This is a genomic window from Limimonas halophila (assembly GCF_900100655.1).
Taxonomy (GTDB): Bacteria; Pseudomonadota; Alphaproteobacteria; order Kiloniellales; family Rhodovibrionaceae; genus Limimonas; species Limimonas halophila.
Genome location: NZ_FNCE01000001.1, coordinates 108,906 through 125,809, shown reverse-complemented (window position 1 = coordinate 125,809; position 16,904 = coordinate 108,906). Strand labels below are relative to the sequence as shown.

The window sequence follows — 16,904 nt, the reverse complement described above, 5'->3', positions numbered from 1 at the left end:
CCGGGGCAGCTTGGCGACCCTCTCCCGGTGGGAGAGGGTTTTGTGTCGGCACGCCGATGCCTGCGGTCGACCCCTCTCCTTCAGGAGAGGGGTGGCGGGCCGTCAGGCCCGCCGGGGTGAGGCAGTGGCGGTGCGACCACGACAGACATCGACGCAGCGCGCGGATCATGTATCACCGCGCCGGCATCGGTTCCGCCGACGGCAGTCGTGCTGCCGCCCACACCACGCAACGCTCACCACACGATACCGCACTCCGACCCGGCACTGCCTCACCCCGCCAAGCTGCCGGGGCAGCTTGGCGACCCTCTCCCAGTGGGAGAGGGTTTTGTGGCGGCACGCCGAGGTCCGCGGTCGCCCTCTCTCCTGAAGGAGAGGGTTTGGGGCGCCCGCATGCGCCCACTCACTGTGCCGCCGTAACCGCCTCCTCGGCCGCCGTCTGCTGGCGGTGCCACATGCGGGCGTAGATGCCGCCGCGCGCCAGGAGCTGCGCGTGCGTCCCGCGCTCCGCCACCTGCCCCGCTTCCAGCACGACGATCTCGTCGGCGTCCGCCACCGTGGACAGGCGGTGCGCGATCATCAGCGTCGTGCGCCCGCGCGCCGCCGCGGCGAGGTCGGCCTGGATGGCCTGCTCCGTCTGGGTGTCGAGCGCCGAGGTCGCCTCGTCGAACACCATGATGGGCGGGTCCTTGAGCACGGCGCGCGCGATGGCGACGCGCTGCTTCTCCCCGCCCGAGAGCTTGAGCCCGCGCTCGCCCACCAGGGTGTCGTAGCCGTCGGGCAGCCCGCGCGCGAAGGCGTCGATGCGGGCCGTGCGCGCGGCTGCGTAGACCGCCTCGGGCGGCGCGTCGGGGCGGCCGTAGGCGATGTTGTCGTAGATGCTGGCGTTGAAGAGCACGGTGTCCTGCGGCACCAGCCCGATCGCCGCGCGCAGCGATTCCTGCGTCACCGCGCGGACGTCCTGGCCGTCCACCGTCACCGCGCCCGCGTCCACGTCGTAGAAGCGCAGCAGCAGGCGCGACAGCGTGGACTTGCCCGCGCCCGTCGTGCCCACCACGGCCACGCGCCCGCCCGGCGGAACGGACAGGCTCACGTCCCGCAGGACCGGCCGCCGCTCGTCGTAGGCGAAGGAGACGCGGTCGAAGCTCACGCGCCCGTCGGTCACGCGCAGCGGCGCGGCGTCCGGCGCGTCCACGACCTCCAGCGGGGTGTCGAGGAGGTCGAACAGCTCCTCCATGTCCACCAGCGACTGCTTGATCTCGCGGTAGACCGTGCCGAGCATGTTCAGCGGCACGGCGAGCTGAATGAGGTAGGCGTTCACCATCACGAAGTCGCCCACCGTCATCGTGCCCCGCGCCACGCCGACGGCGGCCAGCGTCATGATCGCCGTGATGCCGACCGCCAGGACCCCGCTCTGCGCGGCGTTGAGCGCGGACAGCGACATGCGGCTGCGCGTCGCCGCGTCGGCGTAGGCGGCCATGCCCCGGTCGTAGCGCCGGGCCTCGCGGTCCTCGTTCGTGAACGCCTTCACCGTTTCCATGTTCAGCAGGCTGTCCACCGCGAGGCTGTGGGCATCGCCGTCGGCGGTGTTCATGGCGCGGCGGAAGCGGATGCGCCACTCCGTCAGGCGGAAGGTGAGCGCGACGAAGGCCGCGATCGTCACCAGCGTCACGGCGGCGAAGCGCCAGTCGAACATCCACCACAGGATGCCGCTGACCAGCGCCACCTCGATCACCGTGGGCACGGCGTTGAAGAGCACGAAGGTCAGCAGGAACTCCACGCCCTTGGTGCCGCGCTCGACGGCGCGCGACAGCCCGCCCGTGCGCCGGTCCAGGTGAAAGCGCAGCGACAGCTTGTGCAGGTGGCGGAAGACGGTGACGCCAAGCCGCCGCACGGCGTCCTGGGCCACGCGGGCGAAGACGGCGTCGCGCGCCTCGCCGAAGACGCGCGCCCCGGCCCGCGCGCCGCCGTAGGCCAGCAGCAGCCCCAGCGGCACCGCCGCCCAGAGGTTCACCGCATCCGCCGTGAGCGCGTCCGTGGCGTGCTTGAGCAGGATGGGGACGTAGACGTTCGTCAGCTTGGCCGCGAGCATCAGCACCAGCGCCACCACGACGCGCAGGCGCAGGTCGCGGCGGTGGCGCGGCCACAGATAGGGCAGCAGCCGGCGCATCACGTGGAGCTGCCGGCTCATCTTCACCTGGTGCAGATCGGCTGTCGTCGGGCGCATCGCGGCGGTCCGGCGGTCGTTGCGCGGCCCCGAGAATGGTGCCGTCAGGGAAGAATGCCACCCCAAACCGGTCGGCGGGCACCCGCCTCTCCGAATGGCGGATAGGCGCGGGACGCCGCCTTCGCTAACCTTTTGTCAGGAAAGCGCCCAGAAGTCCCTTCCCCCGGCCGGCCCCGGAGGCGCGGATGGCGTTCGAGCTGACCACGACGGCGTTCGGCGAGGGTGACCGCATCCCCGTGCGCCACACCTGCGACGGCGACGACCTCTCCCCGGCCCTGAAGTGGGCCGATCCGCCCGCCGGCACGCAGAGCTTCCTGCTGATCGTGGCGGACCCGGACGCGCCGGGCGGGGTGTTTCATCACTGGGGCGTCTACGAGATCCCCGGCACCTGGCGCCAGCTCACCGAAGGCTACACCGCCAACACCCGCCAGGCCGGTTTTCGGGAAGCCATGAACGACTTCGGCAACGAGGGCTTCAACGGCCCGTGCCCGCCGCCGGGCCACGGCACGCATCACTACCACTTCCGCCTCTACGCCCTCTCTCTGGCAACGCTGAACGTCCCCGACCGGCCGAGCTGTCCGCAGCTCATGGACGCGGCGCGGCCCAACGTCCTCGACGTCGCCGAGGTGATGGGGCTGTACACCCGCTAACCCCGCCGCCGTCGCCCCCTTCCCGCTCGGCCCGGCCGCCGTGCTAGCCTGTGCGGCCATGCACCGCGGGAGCCCGAGGTGAGCGACCAGCGGCCGGTCCAGGCCATCCCGTTGATCTCGCGCGCCCTGCTCGTCCGCCGCGGCGAGCTGCCGGGGCTCGTGGGCGGGTTCGCGTTCTTCTTCTGCCTGCTGTGCAGCTACTACGTTCTGCGCCCCGTGCGCGACGAAATGGGCATCCGCGGCGGCGTGGAGAACCTGGAGTGGCTGTTCACGGGCACCTTCGTGCTCATGCTGGGCGCGGTGCCGCTGTACGGCTGGCTGGCCTCGCGGTTTTCGCGCCGGCGCTTGGTGCCCACGGTCTACGGCTTCTTCATCGCGTGCATGGCCGGCTTCGCGGTGTGGCTGGAAAGCGGCCTGACGCCGGCCTGGGCGGCGCGCGCCTTCTTCCTGTGGCTCTCGGTCTTCAACCTCTTCGTGGTGTCGATCTTCTGGTCGCTAATGGCCGACCTCTTCGACAACGAGCAGGCCAAGCGCCTGTTCGGCGCCATCGCGGCCGGCGGCAGCGTGGGGGCGATCGCTGGGCCGGGGCTGACGGCGGCGCTCGCCGAGCGCCTCGGGCCGAGCGGGCTGCTGCCCATCGCCGCCGCCGTGCTGGCGGCGACGCTGCCGTGCCTGTGGGTGCTGGTGCGCTGGCAGGACCGCCACGGCCACGGGGGCCAGGAGCAGGGCGCGGCGCTCGGCGGGCGCGTGCTGGACGGCCTGCGCTCGGTGCTTGGCTCGCGCTACCTGCAGGGCGTGGGCGGCTTCATCTGGCTCTACACCACGCTGGCGACCTTCCTCTACTTCGCCCAGGCCGGGATCGTCGCCGACACCTTCGGCGACACGGGCTCGCGCACGGCCGCGTTCGCCTGGATCGATCTGGCCACCAACACCCTGACCGTGGGCGCGCAGCTCTTCGTCGCCGCGCGGCTGATCCGCGCCGTCGGCCTGCCCGCGACCCTCGCCCTGGTGCCCGCGCTGCTGGTCGGCGGCTTCCTGGTGCTGGCGGCTGCGCCGGTCTTCGCCGCCATCGCGGCCGTGCAGGTGGTTCGGCGCGCGGGCAACTACGCCCTCGCCCGGCCCGGGCGGGAAATGCTGTTCACCCCGCTCTCGCGAAGCGAGAAGTACAAGGCCAAGAACGTCGTCGACACCCTGATCTATCGCGGCGGCGACGCCATCGCGGGCTGGCTGTATGCCGGGCTGGGCGGGCTCGGCCTGGCCGTACCCGGCGTGGCGTTGGTGGCTGTGCCCATCTCGGGCGCCTGGGCCGTGCTCGGCTGGTGGCTGGGCCGCGCCCGCGACGCGCGCGTGGCCGAGCAGGCCGCGGATGAAGGCGGGATCACTCCCGCGTCGGCCGCCGCCAAGTGACGGCCTCGCCCTTGGGCGCGCGCGGTCCGAACGCGTCGACAAGCCGTCCGCGAACGGAATCCATCCGCCACACCGGCGCGTCCCCAGCGGGCACGACCCCGTGGCTCCAGCCCCAGTCCCGCGTGGCCGCCGCGACCTCGGGCGGGGCGATGAGGTGAACGGGCACGTGGCGCGTCGCCGCGTCCCCCGTGATGATGGGCGCCGGCTGGTGGTCGCCCACCACCAGCAGCACGGTGTCCTCGCTCAGCCGTTCGCGCACGAAGCCCGCCAGCGTGCGCATGACGTAGGCCACAGCCTCGCCGTACTTCGTGCGCACGCGGTTCGTATCCTGCCACAACTCTGTGGGCGCGGGGCCGCGCTCGGCGAACTGGTTGAAGATCTCGCCGTCGCCGATGGCATCCCACGACACCGGCTCGGGAATCGGCGTCCAGGGCGCATGGCTGGAGATCAGCGCGACCTCCGCGAACACGGGGCGCTCGCGTTCGGGGGCCAGAACGCGCTCGTGCAGCGCCTCCAGGGTGAACTGGTCGGGCATCGTCACCCAGTTGAAGGGCTTGCCCGCGTAGTTCAGCGCTGGCGCGTCCAACACGGTGTCGTAGGCGAAATACCGCGCAGCCGGCCACGGCGGCTGGCTGGACGGCACCACCGCCGCCGTGCGCCAGCCCGCGCGGGCGAAAAGGTGCGCCAGGCTCACACGCTCCGAGCGCAGCAACTCGTCGTGGCGGCGCTGGCGGTCGATCCAGGCCCCGGAGACCAGGGACGCGTGCGCCAGCCAGGTGCGTCCGCCCACCGTCGGCGATTCGAGCCACGCCGAGCGCACGGCCATGCCCTTGGCCTTCGCCGCCGCGCCGAGCCGCGCCACCTGCGGCCCCACGCGCGACCAGTAACGCTCGCGCGCGTACACCGTGCGCCCGTACGATTCGGCGAACACCAGGACCACGTCGCGCTCTTGCAGGCGCGCGAACAGGTCTTTGCCGGTGTGTTGCGCCAGCGCGTCGCCGTTCAGGTCCGCACGAAAGCGTTCCAGATCCCGCGAGACCTCGCGCGCCGTGGCGACGTGACCCCACGCCAGCTTGGTGGTGAAGGCGGCCGTGCGCGTGTCCCAGCCGACCGTGCGCCGGGCGGCATCAGCGGCTCCGATCGCCACGCTCACCGCGCCCACAGCCACCAGCGCGGCGCGTCGGCCCGCCCGGTCGGGCAACACGGCCACCGCCCCGGCCGCCCGCATGAGCGCCCAGATCAGCGCCAGCGCCGCGGCGAGCGCGCCCGCAAGGGTGGCGACCACGGCGACGGGCCCCGCTGCCCCCTCGAAGAAGGTCCAGGCGTGGTACAGCCGGTGCCAGTCCACCAGCGGGTTGAAGCGCAGCCCGAAAACCAGCCGCGACGCCAGATCGCCCGCCTTCACAAGCAGCATCAGGGCCATCGCGCCGCCGATCAGCCGCGCCGCCCAAAGCCGCCCGCGCGGCGGCAGCGCCACCAGCGCCAGCAGCAGCGCCGGCAGCTCCAACGGAATCATGCGCAGCGCGTCCCACGTCAGCGCGTACGGCGCGTTGGGTGCGATCAGCGCCAGGTCCAGCGCGATCAGGCCGAGCGCCGCCGCGATCCAGGCGCCCCGGCTGCGCGCGGGGCGGCTTTCAGCCGCGCTCGTGCTGCGGTGTGCGGTCATACCGCTCAGTGTGCCGTGTTCACGCCAATGCGAAACCCGGCGACTGTACCCCGCCGGGCGGCGAACCCGATTTTCGAAATGGGGAAGAAACGCGAAAAGGCCAGTGCGATGGCGGAGGGGGAGGGATTCGAACCCTCGGTGCGGGGGTCCCGCACACACGCTTTCCAGGCGTGCGCCTTCGACCGCTCGGCCACCCCTCCACAACGGATGACTCGTCCGTCGGCGCGAGGGAACCTAGTCACACGCTCCGGCGAACGCAAACCCAGCGATCGCAGCCTGACGCCGCCACGCCCCGTTCACCGGGTTGGCGTCAACGCCCCGTTTCCGCCGGGGATAACGGCTGATAGAGTGCGCGCCCGGCTCGCACGAGGAGGCCGGATCGTTGCGTGTGCTCGCCCTTTTGCTTGCCCTGATCTTCCTCGCCGGCGCCGCCGCCAGCCTCGGGCTCGTCGCCGCGGCGGCCCTGCACGGACTCGACGTCATGGCGCCCGCCGGGGAACTCTGGTTCAAGATCGACTCCGGCAGCCTCAACGCTGCGCAGGCCGCCGTGGAGCGCTACCTTCTGCCTGCCCTCTGGCACGCCGTCGTTTTGCCGCTACTGCGCCTGCCCGCCATTCTGCTGGTCGTCGGCGGCCTCGTCCTCGCGCTCGTCCTCTTCGCCCTCGCCCGCCGCCGCGGCAACGGCAAACGCCGCATCTTCCACCGCTAAACGCGTCGGCGTTTAATCGTCGTCCATTTTGAGGGCATTGAGGAAAGCGGACTGGGGAATTTCGACCTTCCCCACCTGGCGCATCTTCTTCTTGCCCTCTTTTTGCTTCTCGATGAGCTTGCGCTTGCGCGTGACATCGCCGCCGTAGCACTTGGCGGTGACGTCCTTCTTCAAGGCGGGAACGGTTTCGCGGGCGACGACGCGCCCCGAGATGGCGGCCTGGATCGGCACCTTGAAGAGCTGGCGCGGGATTTCCTCTTTCAGCTTCTGGCAGACGAGGCGCCCGCGGTATTCCGCCTGGCTGCGGTGGACGATGACGGCCAGGGCGTCGACGCGCTCGCTGTTCACCAGCACGTCGAGCTTGACGAGATCTCCCTCGTGGTAGCCTTCCATCTGGTAGTCGAAGGAGGCGTAGCCGGAGGTCGCGGACTTGAGGCGGTCGTAGAAGTCGTAGACGACCTCGTTGAGCGGCAGGCTGTAGACCACCATCGCCCGGTCGCCGGCGTAGGTCAGGTCTTTCTGGATGCCGCGGCGCTCCTCGCACAGCTTGATGACGTTGCCGAGGTAGCCGTCGGGCACGAGGATCGTGGCCGTGATCCAGGGTTCCTCCACGGACTCGATGTGCATCGGGTTGGGCATGTCCGTGGGGTTGTGGAGATCCACGATTTCCCCCGTCTTCTTCATGATCCGGTAGACGACCGAGGGCGCGGTCGTGATCAGGTCCAGATCGAACTCGCGCGACAGGCGCTCCTGAATGATCTCCAGGTGCAGCAGGCCGAGGAAGCCGCAGCGGAAGCCGAAGCCCAGCGCGGGCGAGCTTTCCGGCTCGAACTGGAAGGAGGAGTCGTTGAGCCGCAACTTGCCGAGCGCGTCGCGCAGCGCCTCGTACTGCCCCGTGTCGGTGGGGAAGAGGCCGCAGAAGACGACCGGCACGCTGGGCTTGTAACCTTCCAGCGGCTTGTCGCAGGGGTTGGTGTCGTCGGTGATGGTGTCGCCGACCTGGGCCTCGTCGATGTCCTTGATGCCGGCGATCATGTAGCCGAGCTCGCCCGGGCCCAGCGCATCGGATTTCACGCGGCCGGGCTGGAAGGTGCCGACCTCGCTGACGTCGTGCACCGCGCGGGTCGCCATCATACGCGCGCGCACGCCGGGCTGGAGCGTGCCTTCCATGACGCGGACCAGCGTGATGACGCCGAGGTACTGGTCGTACCAGGAATCCACGAGCAGCGCCTTGAGCGGCGCGTCGGCGTCGCCCGCGGGCACGGGGATGCGCTGGCAGATCGCCTCGGTAACGTCGCTGACGCCTTGCCCCGTCTTCGCCGAAATCAGCAGCGCGTCTGTGGCGGCAAGCCCGATGACGTTCTCCAGCTCCTCGAGCACGCGCTCGGGCTCGGCGGCGGGCAGATCCACCTTGTTGAGCACAGGAATGATTTCGAGGTCGTGCTCCAGCGCGAGGTAGACGTTGGCCAGCGTCTGCGCCTCCACGCCCTGGCTGGCGTCGACCAGGAGGATGCAGCCCTCGCACGCCTTGAGCGAGCGCGAGACTTCGTAGGAGAAATCGACGTGACCGGGGGTGTCGATCACGTTGAAGACGTAGGTCGAGCCGTCGGCCGAAGGGTAATTGAGGCGCACGGTCTGCGCCTTGATTGTGATGCCGCGCTCGCGTTCCAGATCCATGTTGTCGAGGAACTGTTCGCGCATCTCGCGTTCACTGACGCCCTCGCACATCGTGATAATGCGATCCGCCAGCGTCGACTTGCCGTGGTCGATGTGCGCGATGATGGCGAAGTTGCGAATGCGGCTCCGATCGGTCATCGTGTGCTTGAACCGTTGCGATGGGCGCTGCACCCAGTGGTTTCGACCGCCGGGCGCGCGGGTAGCGGGACCATAGGCGCGCTCGCACGTGTTCGCAACGGCGCCGGCGGCAAAGTGGGGGGACGCACGGCATGCCCTGGAACAAGCGCTTCGACCAGCAGGAGGTGCTCGAGCGCGCGCTCGACACCTTCTGGGCGCAGGGCTACACGGCCACGTCCATCCAGGATCTGGTGGACCGGATGGGCATCAACCGGGCCAGCCTCTACGACACCTTCGGCGACAAGCAGGATCTGTTTCTCGCGGCGCTGCGCGCCTACGACGAAAACCACCGCGCGGCGTGGCTGCGCGAGCTGGACGCGCTGGGCTCACCCTTGGAAGCGCTGCGGCGCGTCTTTCACGACTGGGTCGACGCCGTCGAACAGGAGCGCACGCCCAGCGGCTGCTTCATGGTCAACACCTCGCTGGAGCGCGCGCCGCACGACGAGGCCGTGCGCGAACACGTGGCCCGCGCCCAGCAGGCCCTGGCCGACTTCTTCGGGCGCAAGATCGATGAGGCTCAGCGCGCCGGCGAGGTGCCGGTCGAGATGAACGCGGACGCGGCCGCGTCGTCGATGCTGGCGACCTTCATGGGGATGCTCGTGATGGCGCGCAGCGGCGCCGACCCGGAAGCCCTGCGCGGCACGGCGGAAGGCGCCATCGCGCGCCTGGGGTAATCACAGCCCCGGCGCCGCCAGCTACCCGCGCAACTCGCCGCCGGTGTCCTGGCGCACCTTGTCCACGATGCGCGCGGCCACGTCGCTCAGATCCTCGTCGGTGAGCGTGCGCTCACGCGGTTGAAGCGTCACCGCCAGCGCCAGCGACTTCTTGCCCGCGCCGATCTTCTCGCCCGTGTAGACGTCGAAGACCGTCGCGTCGCTGACCAGGTCCTTGCCGGCAGCGCGCACGGCGCGCAGCACGTTGTCCGCCGGCACGTCGGCATCCACGACGAAGGCGAAGTCCTTCACCACCGGCTGGAAGGCCGAGCGCGCCAGCGCCGGCCGCGCCGTGCCCTTCTTCTTGGGCTTGGGCAGCGCGTCCAGGAAGACCTCGAAGGCGGCCACGGGCTCGCGCAGGTCGTGGGCCGCGACGACCGTGGGATGCAGCTCGCCGAAGTACGCGACCACAACCTTGCCCATCACCAGCGCGCCGGAGCGGCCCGGATGGTAGTGGCCGGGCACCTCGGTGGTGACGGTGAGCTTGTCGGTCGGGGCGCCCGCCGCGTCCAGCGCCGCGAGCGCGTCCGCCTTGGCGTCGAAGACGTCGGCCGGCCGCTCGCCGGAAGCCCAGTGGCGGGCGTGGGCGCGGCCCGCGCGCAGCCCGGCGGCCACGGTCGCCTGCCCGTCCGGCGTGGCGTCGCGGTAGGCGGGGCCGACCTCGAAGAGCGCGACATCCGGGAAGCCGCGGTCGCTGTTGCGCTGGGCCGAGTCCGCGAGGCTGGCGAGCACGCTGGGGCGCATGACGTCCAGCGCGCTGGAGATCGGGTTGGCGAGGCGCACCTCGTCTCCCGCGCCGCCGAACAGCTCGGCGGAACGCGAGCTGACGAAGGAGAAGCCGACCGTCTCCTCCAGCCCGCGCCAGGCGAGGCGCGTGCGTGCCAGCTCGGCGCGGCGCTGGGCGAAGCTCACGGCCGGCGCGGGCACGGCCGAGTCGCGCGGCAGCGGCTGCTCGGGAATGGCGTCGTAGCCGTGGACGCGCATGACCTCTTCCACGAGGTCGGCTTCGCCGTCCATGTCGAAGCGCCACGAGGGCACCGTGGTGGCGATGCGGCCGTCCGCGCGCTCGGGTTCGAAGCCCAGGCGGTCGAGGATGTCGGCGCTGGTCGCCTCGGGAACCTCGACGCCGGTCAGCGCGCCCACGCGCTCGGGACGCAGCGTGATCGTGCGCTCATGGCGCGGCACCTGGCCGGCGGCCACGACCTCGCTCGCCTCGCCGCCGCAGATCTCCTGGATCAGGCGCGTGGCGACGTGGACGCCCCAGTCCGCGCTTTCCGGGTCGACGCCGCGCTCGAAGCGCTGGCGCGCGTCCGAAACGATGCCGAGCTTGCGCCCCGTGGTGGCGATGCGCACGGGATCGAAGAGCGCGACCTCCAGGAAGACATTGGTCGTCGCCTCGCTCACGCCCGAGGCGGCGCCGCCGATGACGCCGCCGATGCCGTGGGCCTGCCGGCGGTCGGCGATGACGACCATCTCCGAATCGAGCGTGTAGGTCTGCTCGTCCAGCGCCGCGATGGTCTCGCCGTCTTCGGCGAAGCGCATCGCCAGATCGCCGTCCAGCTTGTCGGCGTCGAAGACGTGCAGCGGCCGGCCGAGATCGACCGTCACATAGTTGGTGATGTCCACCAGCGCCGAGATCGGGCGCAGGCCCACCGCCTCCAGACGGCGCCGCATCCAAGCGGGACTGTGGCCGTTGCGCACGCCGCCGAAGTGGCGCCCGGCGACGTAGGGACACGCGCCGGCGTGATCGGCCGAGAATTTCCGGTGCCAGGCGATGGGGCTGGCGTGGCCGCCCGGTGTCGGCGCCGCGCGCTCCAGCGGGCGCAGCTCGCCCAACCCGGCGGCGGCCAGATCGCGCGCCAGCCCGCGCACGCCGAAGCAGTCGGCGCGGTTGGGCGTTAGCGCGACCTCGATCACGGGATCGTCCAGCCCGGCCTGCTCGGCGAAGGGCGCGCCCTGGGGCGTGCCCGCGGGCATCTCGATGATGCCCTCGTGGTCCTCGGACAGGCCCAGCTCGTACTCCGAGACGAGCATGCCCTGGGATTCGACGCCGCGGATCTTGCCCTTCTTCAGCGTGATGCCGCTGCCGGGGATGTGGGTGCCCGGCCCGGCGAAGACGCCGATCATGCCCGCCCGCGCGTTGGGCGCGCCGCAGACCACCTGCGCCTCGCCGCCCTCGGGCGTGACAACCGTGCACACCGAGAGCTTGTCGGCGTTCGGGTGCTGCTCGCAGGCCCGCACATAGGCCGTGCGGAAGGGCGCCAGGCGCGCGGCCGGGTCGTCCACCTCCTCGACCTCGTGGCCGAGCATCGTCAGCGCGTCGGTGAGCCGCTCCAGCGACGCCTCGGTCGCCAGATGGTCGCGCAGCCAGGAGAGCGTGAATTTCATGGCGTTACAGCCCCCGCACGGGGCTGGGCAGGTCGGTGGGGGCGAAGCCGTAGTGGCGCAGCCAGCGCAGATCGGAGTCGAAAAAGGGCCGCAGGTCCGGGATGCCGTACTTCAGCATGGCCATGCGCTCGATGCCGAGGCCGAAGGCGAAGCCCTGGTATTCGCCTGAATCGACGCCGCAGTTCTCGAGCACGCGCGGGTGCACCATGCCGCAACCCAGCACCTCCAGCCAGTCCTCGCCGCCGCCGATGCGCAGCTGGCCGTCGCGCTTGGAGCAGCCGATGTCCATCTCCGCCGAGGGCTCGGTGAAGGGGAAGTAGCTGGGCCGGAAGCGCGCCGGCAGCTCCTCGACGCCGAAGAAGGCCTTGCAGAAGGCGACGAGCGTGCCCTTGAGGTGGCTCATCGTGGTGGCGCGATCGACGACCAGCCCCTCCATCTGATGGAACATCGGGGAGTGGGTGGCGTCGTCGTCGCTGCGGAAGGTGCGCCCCGGCACGATGATGCGCAGCGGCGGCCCCTCGGCCTGCATCGCCCGCACCTGCACCGGGGAGGTGTGCGTGCGCAGCACCTTGCGCTCGCCCTGCGCGTCGGTGGCACGCACGTAGAAGGTGTCGTGCTCCTGGCGCGCGGGGTGCTCGGGCGGGATGTTGAGGGCGGAGAAGTTGTGGAAGTCGTCCTCGATGTGGGGACCTTCCGCCGCCCGGAATCCCATCTCGCCGAAGATGGCGATCATCTCCTCGATCGTGCGCGAGATGGGATGGATGTGCCCGACCGGGTCGGGCCGCGGCGGCAGGCTGACGTCGACGCGCTCGCGCGCCAGCCGCTCGCGCAGCTCGCGTTCGGCCAGCTCGCCCTTGCGGGCGTCGATGGCCTCCTGCACCGCCTGCTTGGCGGCGTTGAGACGCTGGCCGGCGGCCTTGCGCTCTTCGGGGTCGAGGCCGCCGAGCTGCTTCATCAGCCCGGTGATGCGCCCCTTCTTCCCGAGCGCCGAAACGCGCACGCGCTCCAGGGCGTCGAGGCTGTCCGCCTCGCGCACCTCCTGGAGCACCTGCTCTTGGAGAGCCTCGACGTCTTCCATGCCGGTCCGCGTGCGCCTCAGCCCTGCTGCGCGCCGGACGGCAGGTTCTGCTGCGCCTGCTGCGCCACGGCCTGGAAGGTCTCCGGCTCGCGCACGGCCATGTCGGCCAGCACCTTGCGGTCGATGTCGATGCCGGCGTTCTTCATGCCCGCCATGAACTGGGAATACGTCAGGCCGTTCTGGCGCGCGCCCGCGTTGATGCGCGCGATCCACAGGCGGCGGAACTGACGCTTGCGCTGCTTGCGGTCGCGGTAGGCGTACTGATGCGCCTTTTCCACCCGCTGCTTGGCGGCGCGGAAGGTGTTGTTGGAGCGGCCCTGGTAGCCCTTGGCCTGCTTCTGAATGTGCTTGTGTTTGGCGTGCTTTTGGACGCCGCGCTTCGGTCGCGCCATCGAATGCCTCCGTCGTCTAGCGCGTCATGGATCCGGGTGCGCCGCGAACCGGCCAGTCGGCGGCTGCGGCGAATGCGCCCGCCTTAGCTGTACGGCAGGAAGTGCTTCTTGACGATGTTGCCCTCGGTGCGGGGCAGCACCTTCATGCCGCGGTTCTGGCGCTTCATCTGCTGGGGACGCTTGCGCAGGTTGTGCGCCTTGTAGCCGTACTTCACCCGGACCTTGCCGTTGGCGGAGACCTTGAAGCGCTTCTTGGCGCCGCTCTTCGTCTTGAGCTTGGACATTTCCCCATCCTTTCGGTGGTTCGTGCGCCCGGGCGGGCGCGCGCATGCAGTGTGGCCGACCGCGGTGGCGGCCGGCATCAACGGGGCGTCCGGGCATGTCCAGGGGCCGCGGTTGCTCCCGTTGGGCGCGCGGTTATAACCACGCCCCCGCCGGCACGCAAGGTCGCGCGTCGGCCGGACCGCGGCGATGGAACGGCGCGCGCCGCGTTTTGAACGAACAGTTGGAACCCTAACGTATTCGTGTCCATTTCGACCCGGCTTTTCCTAAATTCCAGTTAACCACGGGGTTTACAGCCACGGTTGGCTTTTCTAATCCTCCCGATGGTTGCGGCCTGTTTACTTGCCACCAAAAAGTTTTAAAATTCCTGGTGGGAAATAGGTGAACCGGCGCGTGAAAGCGCAAACCGTGCAAAGCTGAACAGTTGGCGAGCAATGATGGGTGATCCGCAGGAAAACGTTGGGCACGCCGTGAACGACGAGCCGGGCGTGGCGACGAGCGAAGCGACCTCCGCCTCGGGTGAGGACATCGCCGTTACCCTGGAGCAGTTGATCCGGGTGCACTTCAGCCAGAGCTTCCGCAGCGGCCTCAAGCCCGCGCAGTGGCACGCCCTGCGGTACTTCGCCACCGCCGAGCCCGAGGACCGCACGGTCACGGCGTTCGCGCGCCACCGCGCGTCCACGATGGGCACGGCGTCGACGACGATCTCGACGCTCGTGCGCAAGGGCTATCTGGCGCGCGACTACGGCCGGGGCGTTCCGCGCAATCGCGGGCTGCACATCACCGACGCCGGGCGCGAGTTGCTGCAACAGGACCCCATCCAGAACCTGGTGAACGCCATCAACCGCCTCGGCGACAGCGAGCGGGCGAACCTGGACACCGCGCTGCACAGGCTGGTGGCCGACATGGTGGATTCGCCCGACCGCGAGACGGCGTAGGCACCACGGTTCGGGCGCGGCGGCAGGTTCGACGCCGCGCCCGCGCCGCCCTCGCCGTCAGCCGTGACGCCGGGCGAAGGCCCGCACGGCGTCGGCAACGGCGCCGGGCGCGTCCTCGGGGCTGAAGTGCCCGGTGTCCGGAATGGTCTCCAGCCGTGCGCCCGGAATGTCGCGTTCCAGTTCGTGCGCGTAGCTCACCGGCTGCCAGCGGTCGTCCGCACCCCACAGGATGTGGACGGGCACGCGAATGCCGCTCAGGGCCGGCGTCAGCGCTTCGGTGTAGCGGCTGTCGTAGTGGCGGACCTGATGGTGGAAGAAGGACACCTTCCCCATGGGCCCGCTCAAGGGTTGCAGGTAGGCGTCCAGCACCTCGCCCGTCATCGTTTCCGGGTCGTGGACCGTCATCTGCAGCTGACGCGTCAGCATGGCGTGAAAATCCGGTTCGGCCATCGCGGTATAGCTGTCGAAGTGATCGCGGATGATGGCCCGCCACGTTTCGGACGGCCAGGAGTCGTAGCTCACGCTGTCCACCAGCATCAGCCCCCGCACGCGCTCGGGCGTATGCACGGCCGCGCGCAGTCCGACGGCGCCGCCGATGTCGTGGGCGATCAGAATCGCGTCCGACAGGCCCCAGTGATGCAGTAGCGCCCCTAAGAGCGCCTCCTGCGCCGCCACCGAGGTGTCGGCGGCCAACGGCCGTTCCGACGCGCCGAAGCCCAGCAGATCGAAGAGGTGCACGCGCAACCCTGCCTCGACGAGGCGCGGCACGACATTGCGCCAGATCACGCTGTGCGACGGCGTTCCGTGAATGAGCACCACCGGCGTTCCATCCGCCGGGCCGTGCACGCCCGTGGCGATGCGGTGGCCGTGGACGAGCGCGTTCCCGGTCAACGGGCTTTGGATCGGCATGGCTCAGGCCCTTTCGTGCTCGTGAACGGGGCCGAGGGTGCCGCCGCGCGCGACCGGGCATAAAGCGGCCAATGGCGATGCCTGTCATCACGGCCTGTGCGACCGGCATTCACACCGCGCGGCCAAGCAGGCACGCTGCCGTCACCGCAAGCCACCAGCCGCGAGCCACCGCCATGCGACACCTGCTTGCCGCCCTTGCCGCCCTCGCCGCCGCCGGCCTGGGCACCGCCCCCGCCGCCGCGAGCCCCGACACCGCGGCCGCGGCCAAGGCGCCGGTCCAGACCAGCCAGGCGCAGTCCTTCAGCGACGACACCATCTACCGCTTCGCCAAGGCGGCGCTGAACGTGCGCAACGTCTTCTCCCGCAACGCGGAGGATTTGAAGAGCGCCCAGCGCAAGCAGGAAAAGAAGGAAATCGAAGAGCGGATGCGCAAGGAGATCCGCGAGGCCGTGGACAACGCCGGGCTCACGGTCGAGCAGTACAAGAAGATCAATCAGGCGATGTCGCAGGATCCCCGCCTGCGCCAGCGGGTGCTGCAGCTGGTCGAGCAAATGGGCGGCGGCCAATCGAGCGGGCAGTAATGCGGCGCCCGTCTCGGCGTCCCCGGGGCTCGGCACCGCGCTTGTCCCACGGCAAGCCCGGCGGCACGATACGGCCGGTATGCACACCGAAGGAGACCCGCTCGTGACCGTGACGCTCAGCCTGACCGACGTCGAAGACCTCACCCGCCGCGCCCTGCTCGCCTCGGGCGTCGCCCCCGGCAACGCCGAGTCCGTGACGCAGTCTGTGGTGGCGGCGGAGCGCGACGGCATCCACAGCCACGGCCTGGCGCGCCTGCCCACCTACTGCGAGCACGCGCGCTGTGGCAAGATCGACGGCCGCGCCGAGCCGACGCGCGCGCAGCCGCGCGCCGGCACCGTGCTGGTCGACGCGCGCGACGGCTTCGCGCACCCGGCCATCGACCTGGGCTTTGACGTGCTGCCGGACGCCGCGCGCGAGGCCGGGATCGCCGCCATGGCGGTGACGAACTCCTACAACTGCGGCGTCGTCGGCTATCACGTGGAACGGCTGGCCGAGCAGGGCCTCGTGGCGCTCGGCTTCGTCAACGCGCCCGCCTCGATCGCGCCGTGGGGCGGCCACAAGGCAACCTTCGGCACCAACCCGCTGGCCTGCGCCGTGCCGCGCGCGAACGCCGCGCCGCTGGTGATCGACCAGTCCTCCAGCGTCGTCGCCAAGAGCGAGGTCATGGTGCACAAGCAGAAGGGCGAGCCGCTGCCCGAGGGCTGGGCGCTGGACGCCGACGGCAACCCGACGACCGACCCCGAGGCGGCGCTGGCCGGCGGCACGATGGTCCCGGCGGGCGGCTACAAGGGGGCCAACCAGGCCCTGGTCGTGGAGGTCTTCGCCGCCGCGCTGACCGCGAGCAGCCTGTCCATCGACGCCTCCTCCTTCGCCAACAACCAGGGCGGCTCGCCGGAGACGGGGCAGTTCTTCGTCGCCGTGGACCCGAACGCCTTCGCGGGCGCGATGTTCGCGGACAAGGTGGAACGCCTGCTGGGCGCGATCGGCGAGCAGGAGGGCACGCGCCTGCCCGGTCAGGGCCGCCTGAAGGCGCGCAGCACCACAGCCGAGGCCGGCGTGGCGATCAAACAGGATCTATACGACAAGATCCGCGGCTACGCCGAGGGCTGAGC

General features: G+C 70.6%; 15 protein-coding genes and 1 tRNA gene. 7 read left to right on the top strand and 9 right to left on the bottom strand.

Annotation, left to right across the window (positions count from 1 at the left end):
* Positions 1-400: 400 nt before the first annotated feature.
* Positions 401-2,224, bottom strand: coding sequence for an ABCB family ABC transporter ATP-binding protein/permease (locus BLQ43_RS00570; protein WP_090018178.1), 1,824 nt, complete (start codon positions 2,222-2,224; stop codon positions 401-403).
* Between the two features lie 185 nt (positions 2,225-2,409).
* Between BLQ43_RS00570 and BLQ43_RS00565 the strand changes: the two genes are divergently transcribed.
* Together BLQ43_RS00565 and BLQ43_RS00560 are read left to right on the top strand one after the other, a co-directional pair.
* The gene (locus BLQ43_RS00565) at positions 2,410-2,874 is read left to right on the top strand and encodes a YbhB/YbcL family Raf kinase inhibitor-like protein (RefSeq protein ID WP_090018177.1); all 465 of its coding nucleotides are present in this window, start codon (positions 2,410-2,412) and stop codon (positions 2,872-2,874) included.
* Between the two features lie 78 nt (positions 2,875-2,952).
* Entirely contained in the window at positions 2,953-4,281 is a 1,329-nt protein-coding gene (locus BLQ43_RS00560; protein ID WP_218119070.1) for an NTP/NDP exchange transporter, read from the top strand.
* Here the strand turns inward: BLQ43_RS00560 and BLQ43_RS00555 are convergent.
* Together BLQ43_RS00555 and BLQ43_RS00550 are read right to left on the bottom strand one after the other, a co-directional pair.
* Positions 4,253-5,947, bottom strand: coding sequence for a sulfatase-like hydrolase/transferase (locus BLQ43_RS00555; protein ID WP_090018176.1), 1,695 nt, complete (start codon positions 5,945-5,947; stop codon positions 4,253-4,255). The two genes, BLQ43_RS00560 and BLQ43_RS00555, sit on opposite strands and share 29 nt — an antisense overlap.
* A 109-nt stretch (positions 5,948-6,056) precedes the next feature.
* A tRNA-Ser gene (locus BLQ43_RS00550) sits at positions 6,057-6,147 on the bottom strand.
* A gap of 182 nt (positions 6,148-6,329) precedes the next feature.
* On the opposite strand from BLQ43_RS00550, the gene BLQ43_RS00545 reads away from it, so the two are divergent.
* Positions 6,330-6,656, top strand: coding sequence for a hypothetical protein (locus tag BLQ43_RS00545; RefSeq protein ID WP_143006098.1), 327 nt, complete (start codon positions 6,330-6,332; stop codon positions 6,654-6,656).
* Between the two features lie 12 nt (positions 6,657-6,668).
* Here the strand turns inward: BLQ43_RS00545 and lepA are convergent, their stop codons facing one another.
* Positions 6,669-8,471 (bottom strand): translation elongation factor 4, encoded by a 1,803-nt coding sequence (lepA, locus tag BLQ43_RS00540; RefSeq protein ID WP_090018174.1) that lies wholly within the window; start codon positions 8,469-8,471, stop codon positions 6,669-6,671.
* Positions 8,472-8,602: 131 nt separating this feature from the next.
* Here lepA and BLQ43_RS00535 point away from each other — a divergent pair, with 131 nt between their 5' ends.
* Complete coding sequence (locus BLQ43_RS00535) at positions 8,603-9,184, top strand: TetR/AcrR family transcriptional regulator (RefSeq protein ID WP_090018173.1); 582 nt, start codon at positions 8,603-8,605, stop codon at positions 9,182-9,184.
* A 21-nt stretch (positions 9,185-9,205) separates the two neighbouring features.
* On the opposite strand, the gene pheT is transcribed toward BLQ43_RS00535, so the two are convergent.
* The 4 genes from pheT to rpmI form a co-directional block, all read right to left on the bottom strand.
* Positions 9,206-11,611, bottom strand: coding sequence for a phenylalanine--tRNA ligase subunit beta (pheT, locus tag BLQ43_RS00530; RefSeq protein ID WP_090018172.1), 2,406 nt, complete (start codon positions 11,609-11,611; stop codon positions 9,206-9,208).
* Between the two features lie 4 nt (positions 11,612-11,615).
* Entirely contained in the window at positions 11,616-12,689 is a 1,074-nt protein-coding gene (gene pheS, locus BLQ43_RS00525; RefSeq protein WP_090018171.1) for a phenylalanine--tRNA ligase subunit alpha, read from the bottom strand.
* A 17-nt stretch (positions 12,690-12,706) separates the two neighbouring features.
* A complete protein-coding gene (gene rplT / locus BLQ43_RS00520) occupies positions 12,707-13,081 on the bottom strand; it encodes a 50S ribosomal protein L20 (RefSeq protein ID WP_090018170.1) in 375 nt (124 codons plus the stop codon).
* Positions 13,082-13,164: 83 nt separating this feature from the next.
* Entirely contained in the window at positions 13,165-13,365 is a 201-nt protein-coding gene (gene rpmI / locus BLQ43_RS00515; protein ID WP_090018169.1) for a 50S ribosomal protein L35, read from the bottom strand.
* 435 nt (positions 13,366-13,800) lie between these two features.
* Between rpmI and BLQ43_RS00510 the strand changes: the two genes are divergently transcribed.
* Complete coding sequence (locus BLQ43_RS00510) at positions 13,801-14,301, top strand: MarR family winged helix-turn-helix transcriptional regulator (RefSeq protein WP_143006097.1); 501 nt, start codon at positions 13,801-13,803, stop codon at positions 14,299-14,301.
* A gap of 57 nt (positions 14,302-14,358) precedes the next feature.
* Here the strand turns inward: BLQ43_RS00510 and BLQ43_RS00505 are convergent, their stop codons facing one another.
* Positions 14,359-15,210, bottom strand: coding sequence for an alpha/beta fold hydrolase (locus tag BLQ43_RS00505; RefSeq protein WP_090018167.1), 852 nt, complete (start codon positions 15,208-15,210; stop codon positions 14,359-14,361).
* 173 nt (positions 15,211-15,383) lie between these two features.
* Here BLQ43_RS00505 and BLQ43_RS00500 point away from each other — a divergent pair, with 173 nt between their 5' ends.
* Together BLQ43_RS00500 and BLQ43_RS00495 are read left to right on the top strand one after the other, a co-directional pair.
* The gene (locus BLQ43_RS00500) at positions 15,384-15,791 is read left to right on the top strand and encodes a DUF4168 domain-containing protein (RefSeq protein ID WP_176758446.1); all 408 of its coding nucleotides are present in this window, start codon (positions 15,384-15,386) and stop codon (positions 15,789-15,791) included.
* Positions 15,792-15,894: 103 nt separating this feature from the next.
* Entirely contained in the window at positions 15,895-16,902 is a 1,008-nt protein-coding gene (locus BLQ43_RS00495) for an Ldh family oxidoreductase (RefSeq protein WP_245659394.1), read from the top strand.
* Positions 16,903-16,904: the final 2 nt, after the last annotated feature.

What these genes read in the sequence shown, in the direction of transcription:
- rplT (WP_090018170.1), bottom strand. Translation starts at nt 13,081, where the DNA reads ATGGCGCGACCGAAGCGCGGCGTCCAAAAGCACGCCAAACACAAGCAC.
- lepA (WP_090018174.1), bottom strand. Translation starts at nt 8,471, where the DNA reads ATGACCGATCGGAGCCGCATTCGCAACTTCGCCATCATCGCGCACATC.
- BLQ43_RS00535 (WP_090018173.1), top strand. Translation starts at nt 8,603, where the DNA reads ATGCCCTGGAACAAGCGCTTCGACCAGCAGGAGGTGCTCGAGCGCGCG.
- BLQ43_RS00500 (WP_176758446.1), top strand. Translation starts at nt 15,384, where the DNA reads ATGCGACACCTGCTTGCCGCCCTTGCCGCCCTCGCCGCCGCCGGCCTG.
- BLQ43_RS00565 (WP_090018177.1), top strand. Translation starts at nt 2,410, where the DNA reads ATGGCGTTCGAGCTGACCACGACGGCGTTCGGCGAGGGTGACCGCATC.
- BLQ43_RS00510 (WP_143006097.1), top strand. Translation starts at nt 13,801, where the DNA reads ATGGGTGATCCGCAGGAAAACGTTGGGCACGCCGTGAACGACGAGCCG.
- rpmI (WP_090018169.1), bottom strand. Translation starts at nt 13,365, where the DNA reads ATGTCCAAGCTCAAGACGAAGAGCGGCGCCAAGAAGCGCTTCAAGGTC.
- pheT (WP_090018172.1), bottom strand. Translation starts at nt 11,611, where the DNA reads ATGAAATTCACGCTCTCCTGGCTGCGCGACCATCTGGCGACCGAGGCG.
- pheS (WP_090018171.1), bottom strand. Translation starts at nt 12,689, where the DNA reads ATGGAAGACGTCGAGGCTCTCCAAGAGCAGGTGCTCCAGGAGGTGCGC.
- BLQ43_RS00570 (WP_090018178.1), bottom strand. Translation starts at nt 2,224, where the DNA reads ATGCGCCCGACGACAGCCGATCTGCACCAGGTGAAGATGAGCCGGCAG.
- BLQ43_RS00505 (WP_090018167.1), bottom strand. Translation starts at nt 15,210, where the DNA reads ATGCCGATCCAAAGCCCGTTGACCGGGAACGCGCTCGTCCACGGCCAC.
- BLQ43_RS00555 (WP_090018176.1), bottom strand. Translation starts at nt 5,947, where the DNA reads ATGACCGCACACCGCAGCACGAGCGCGGCTGAAAGCCGCCCCGCGCGC.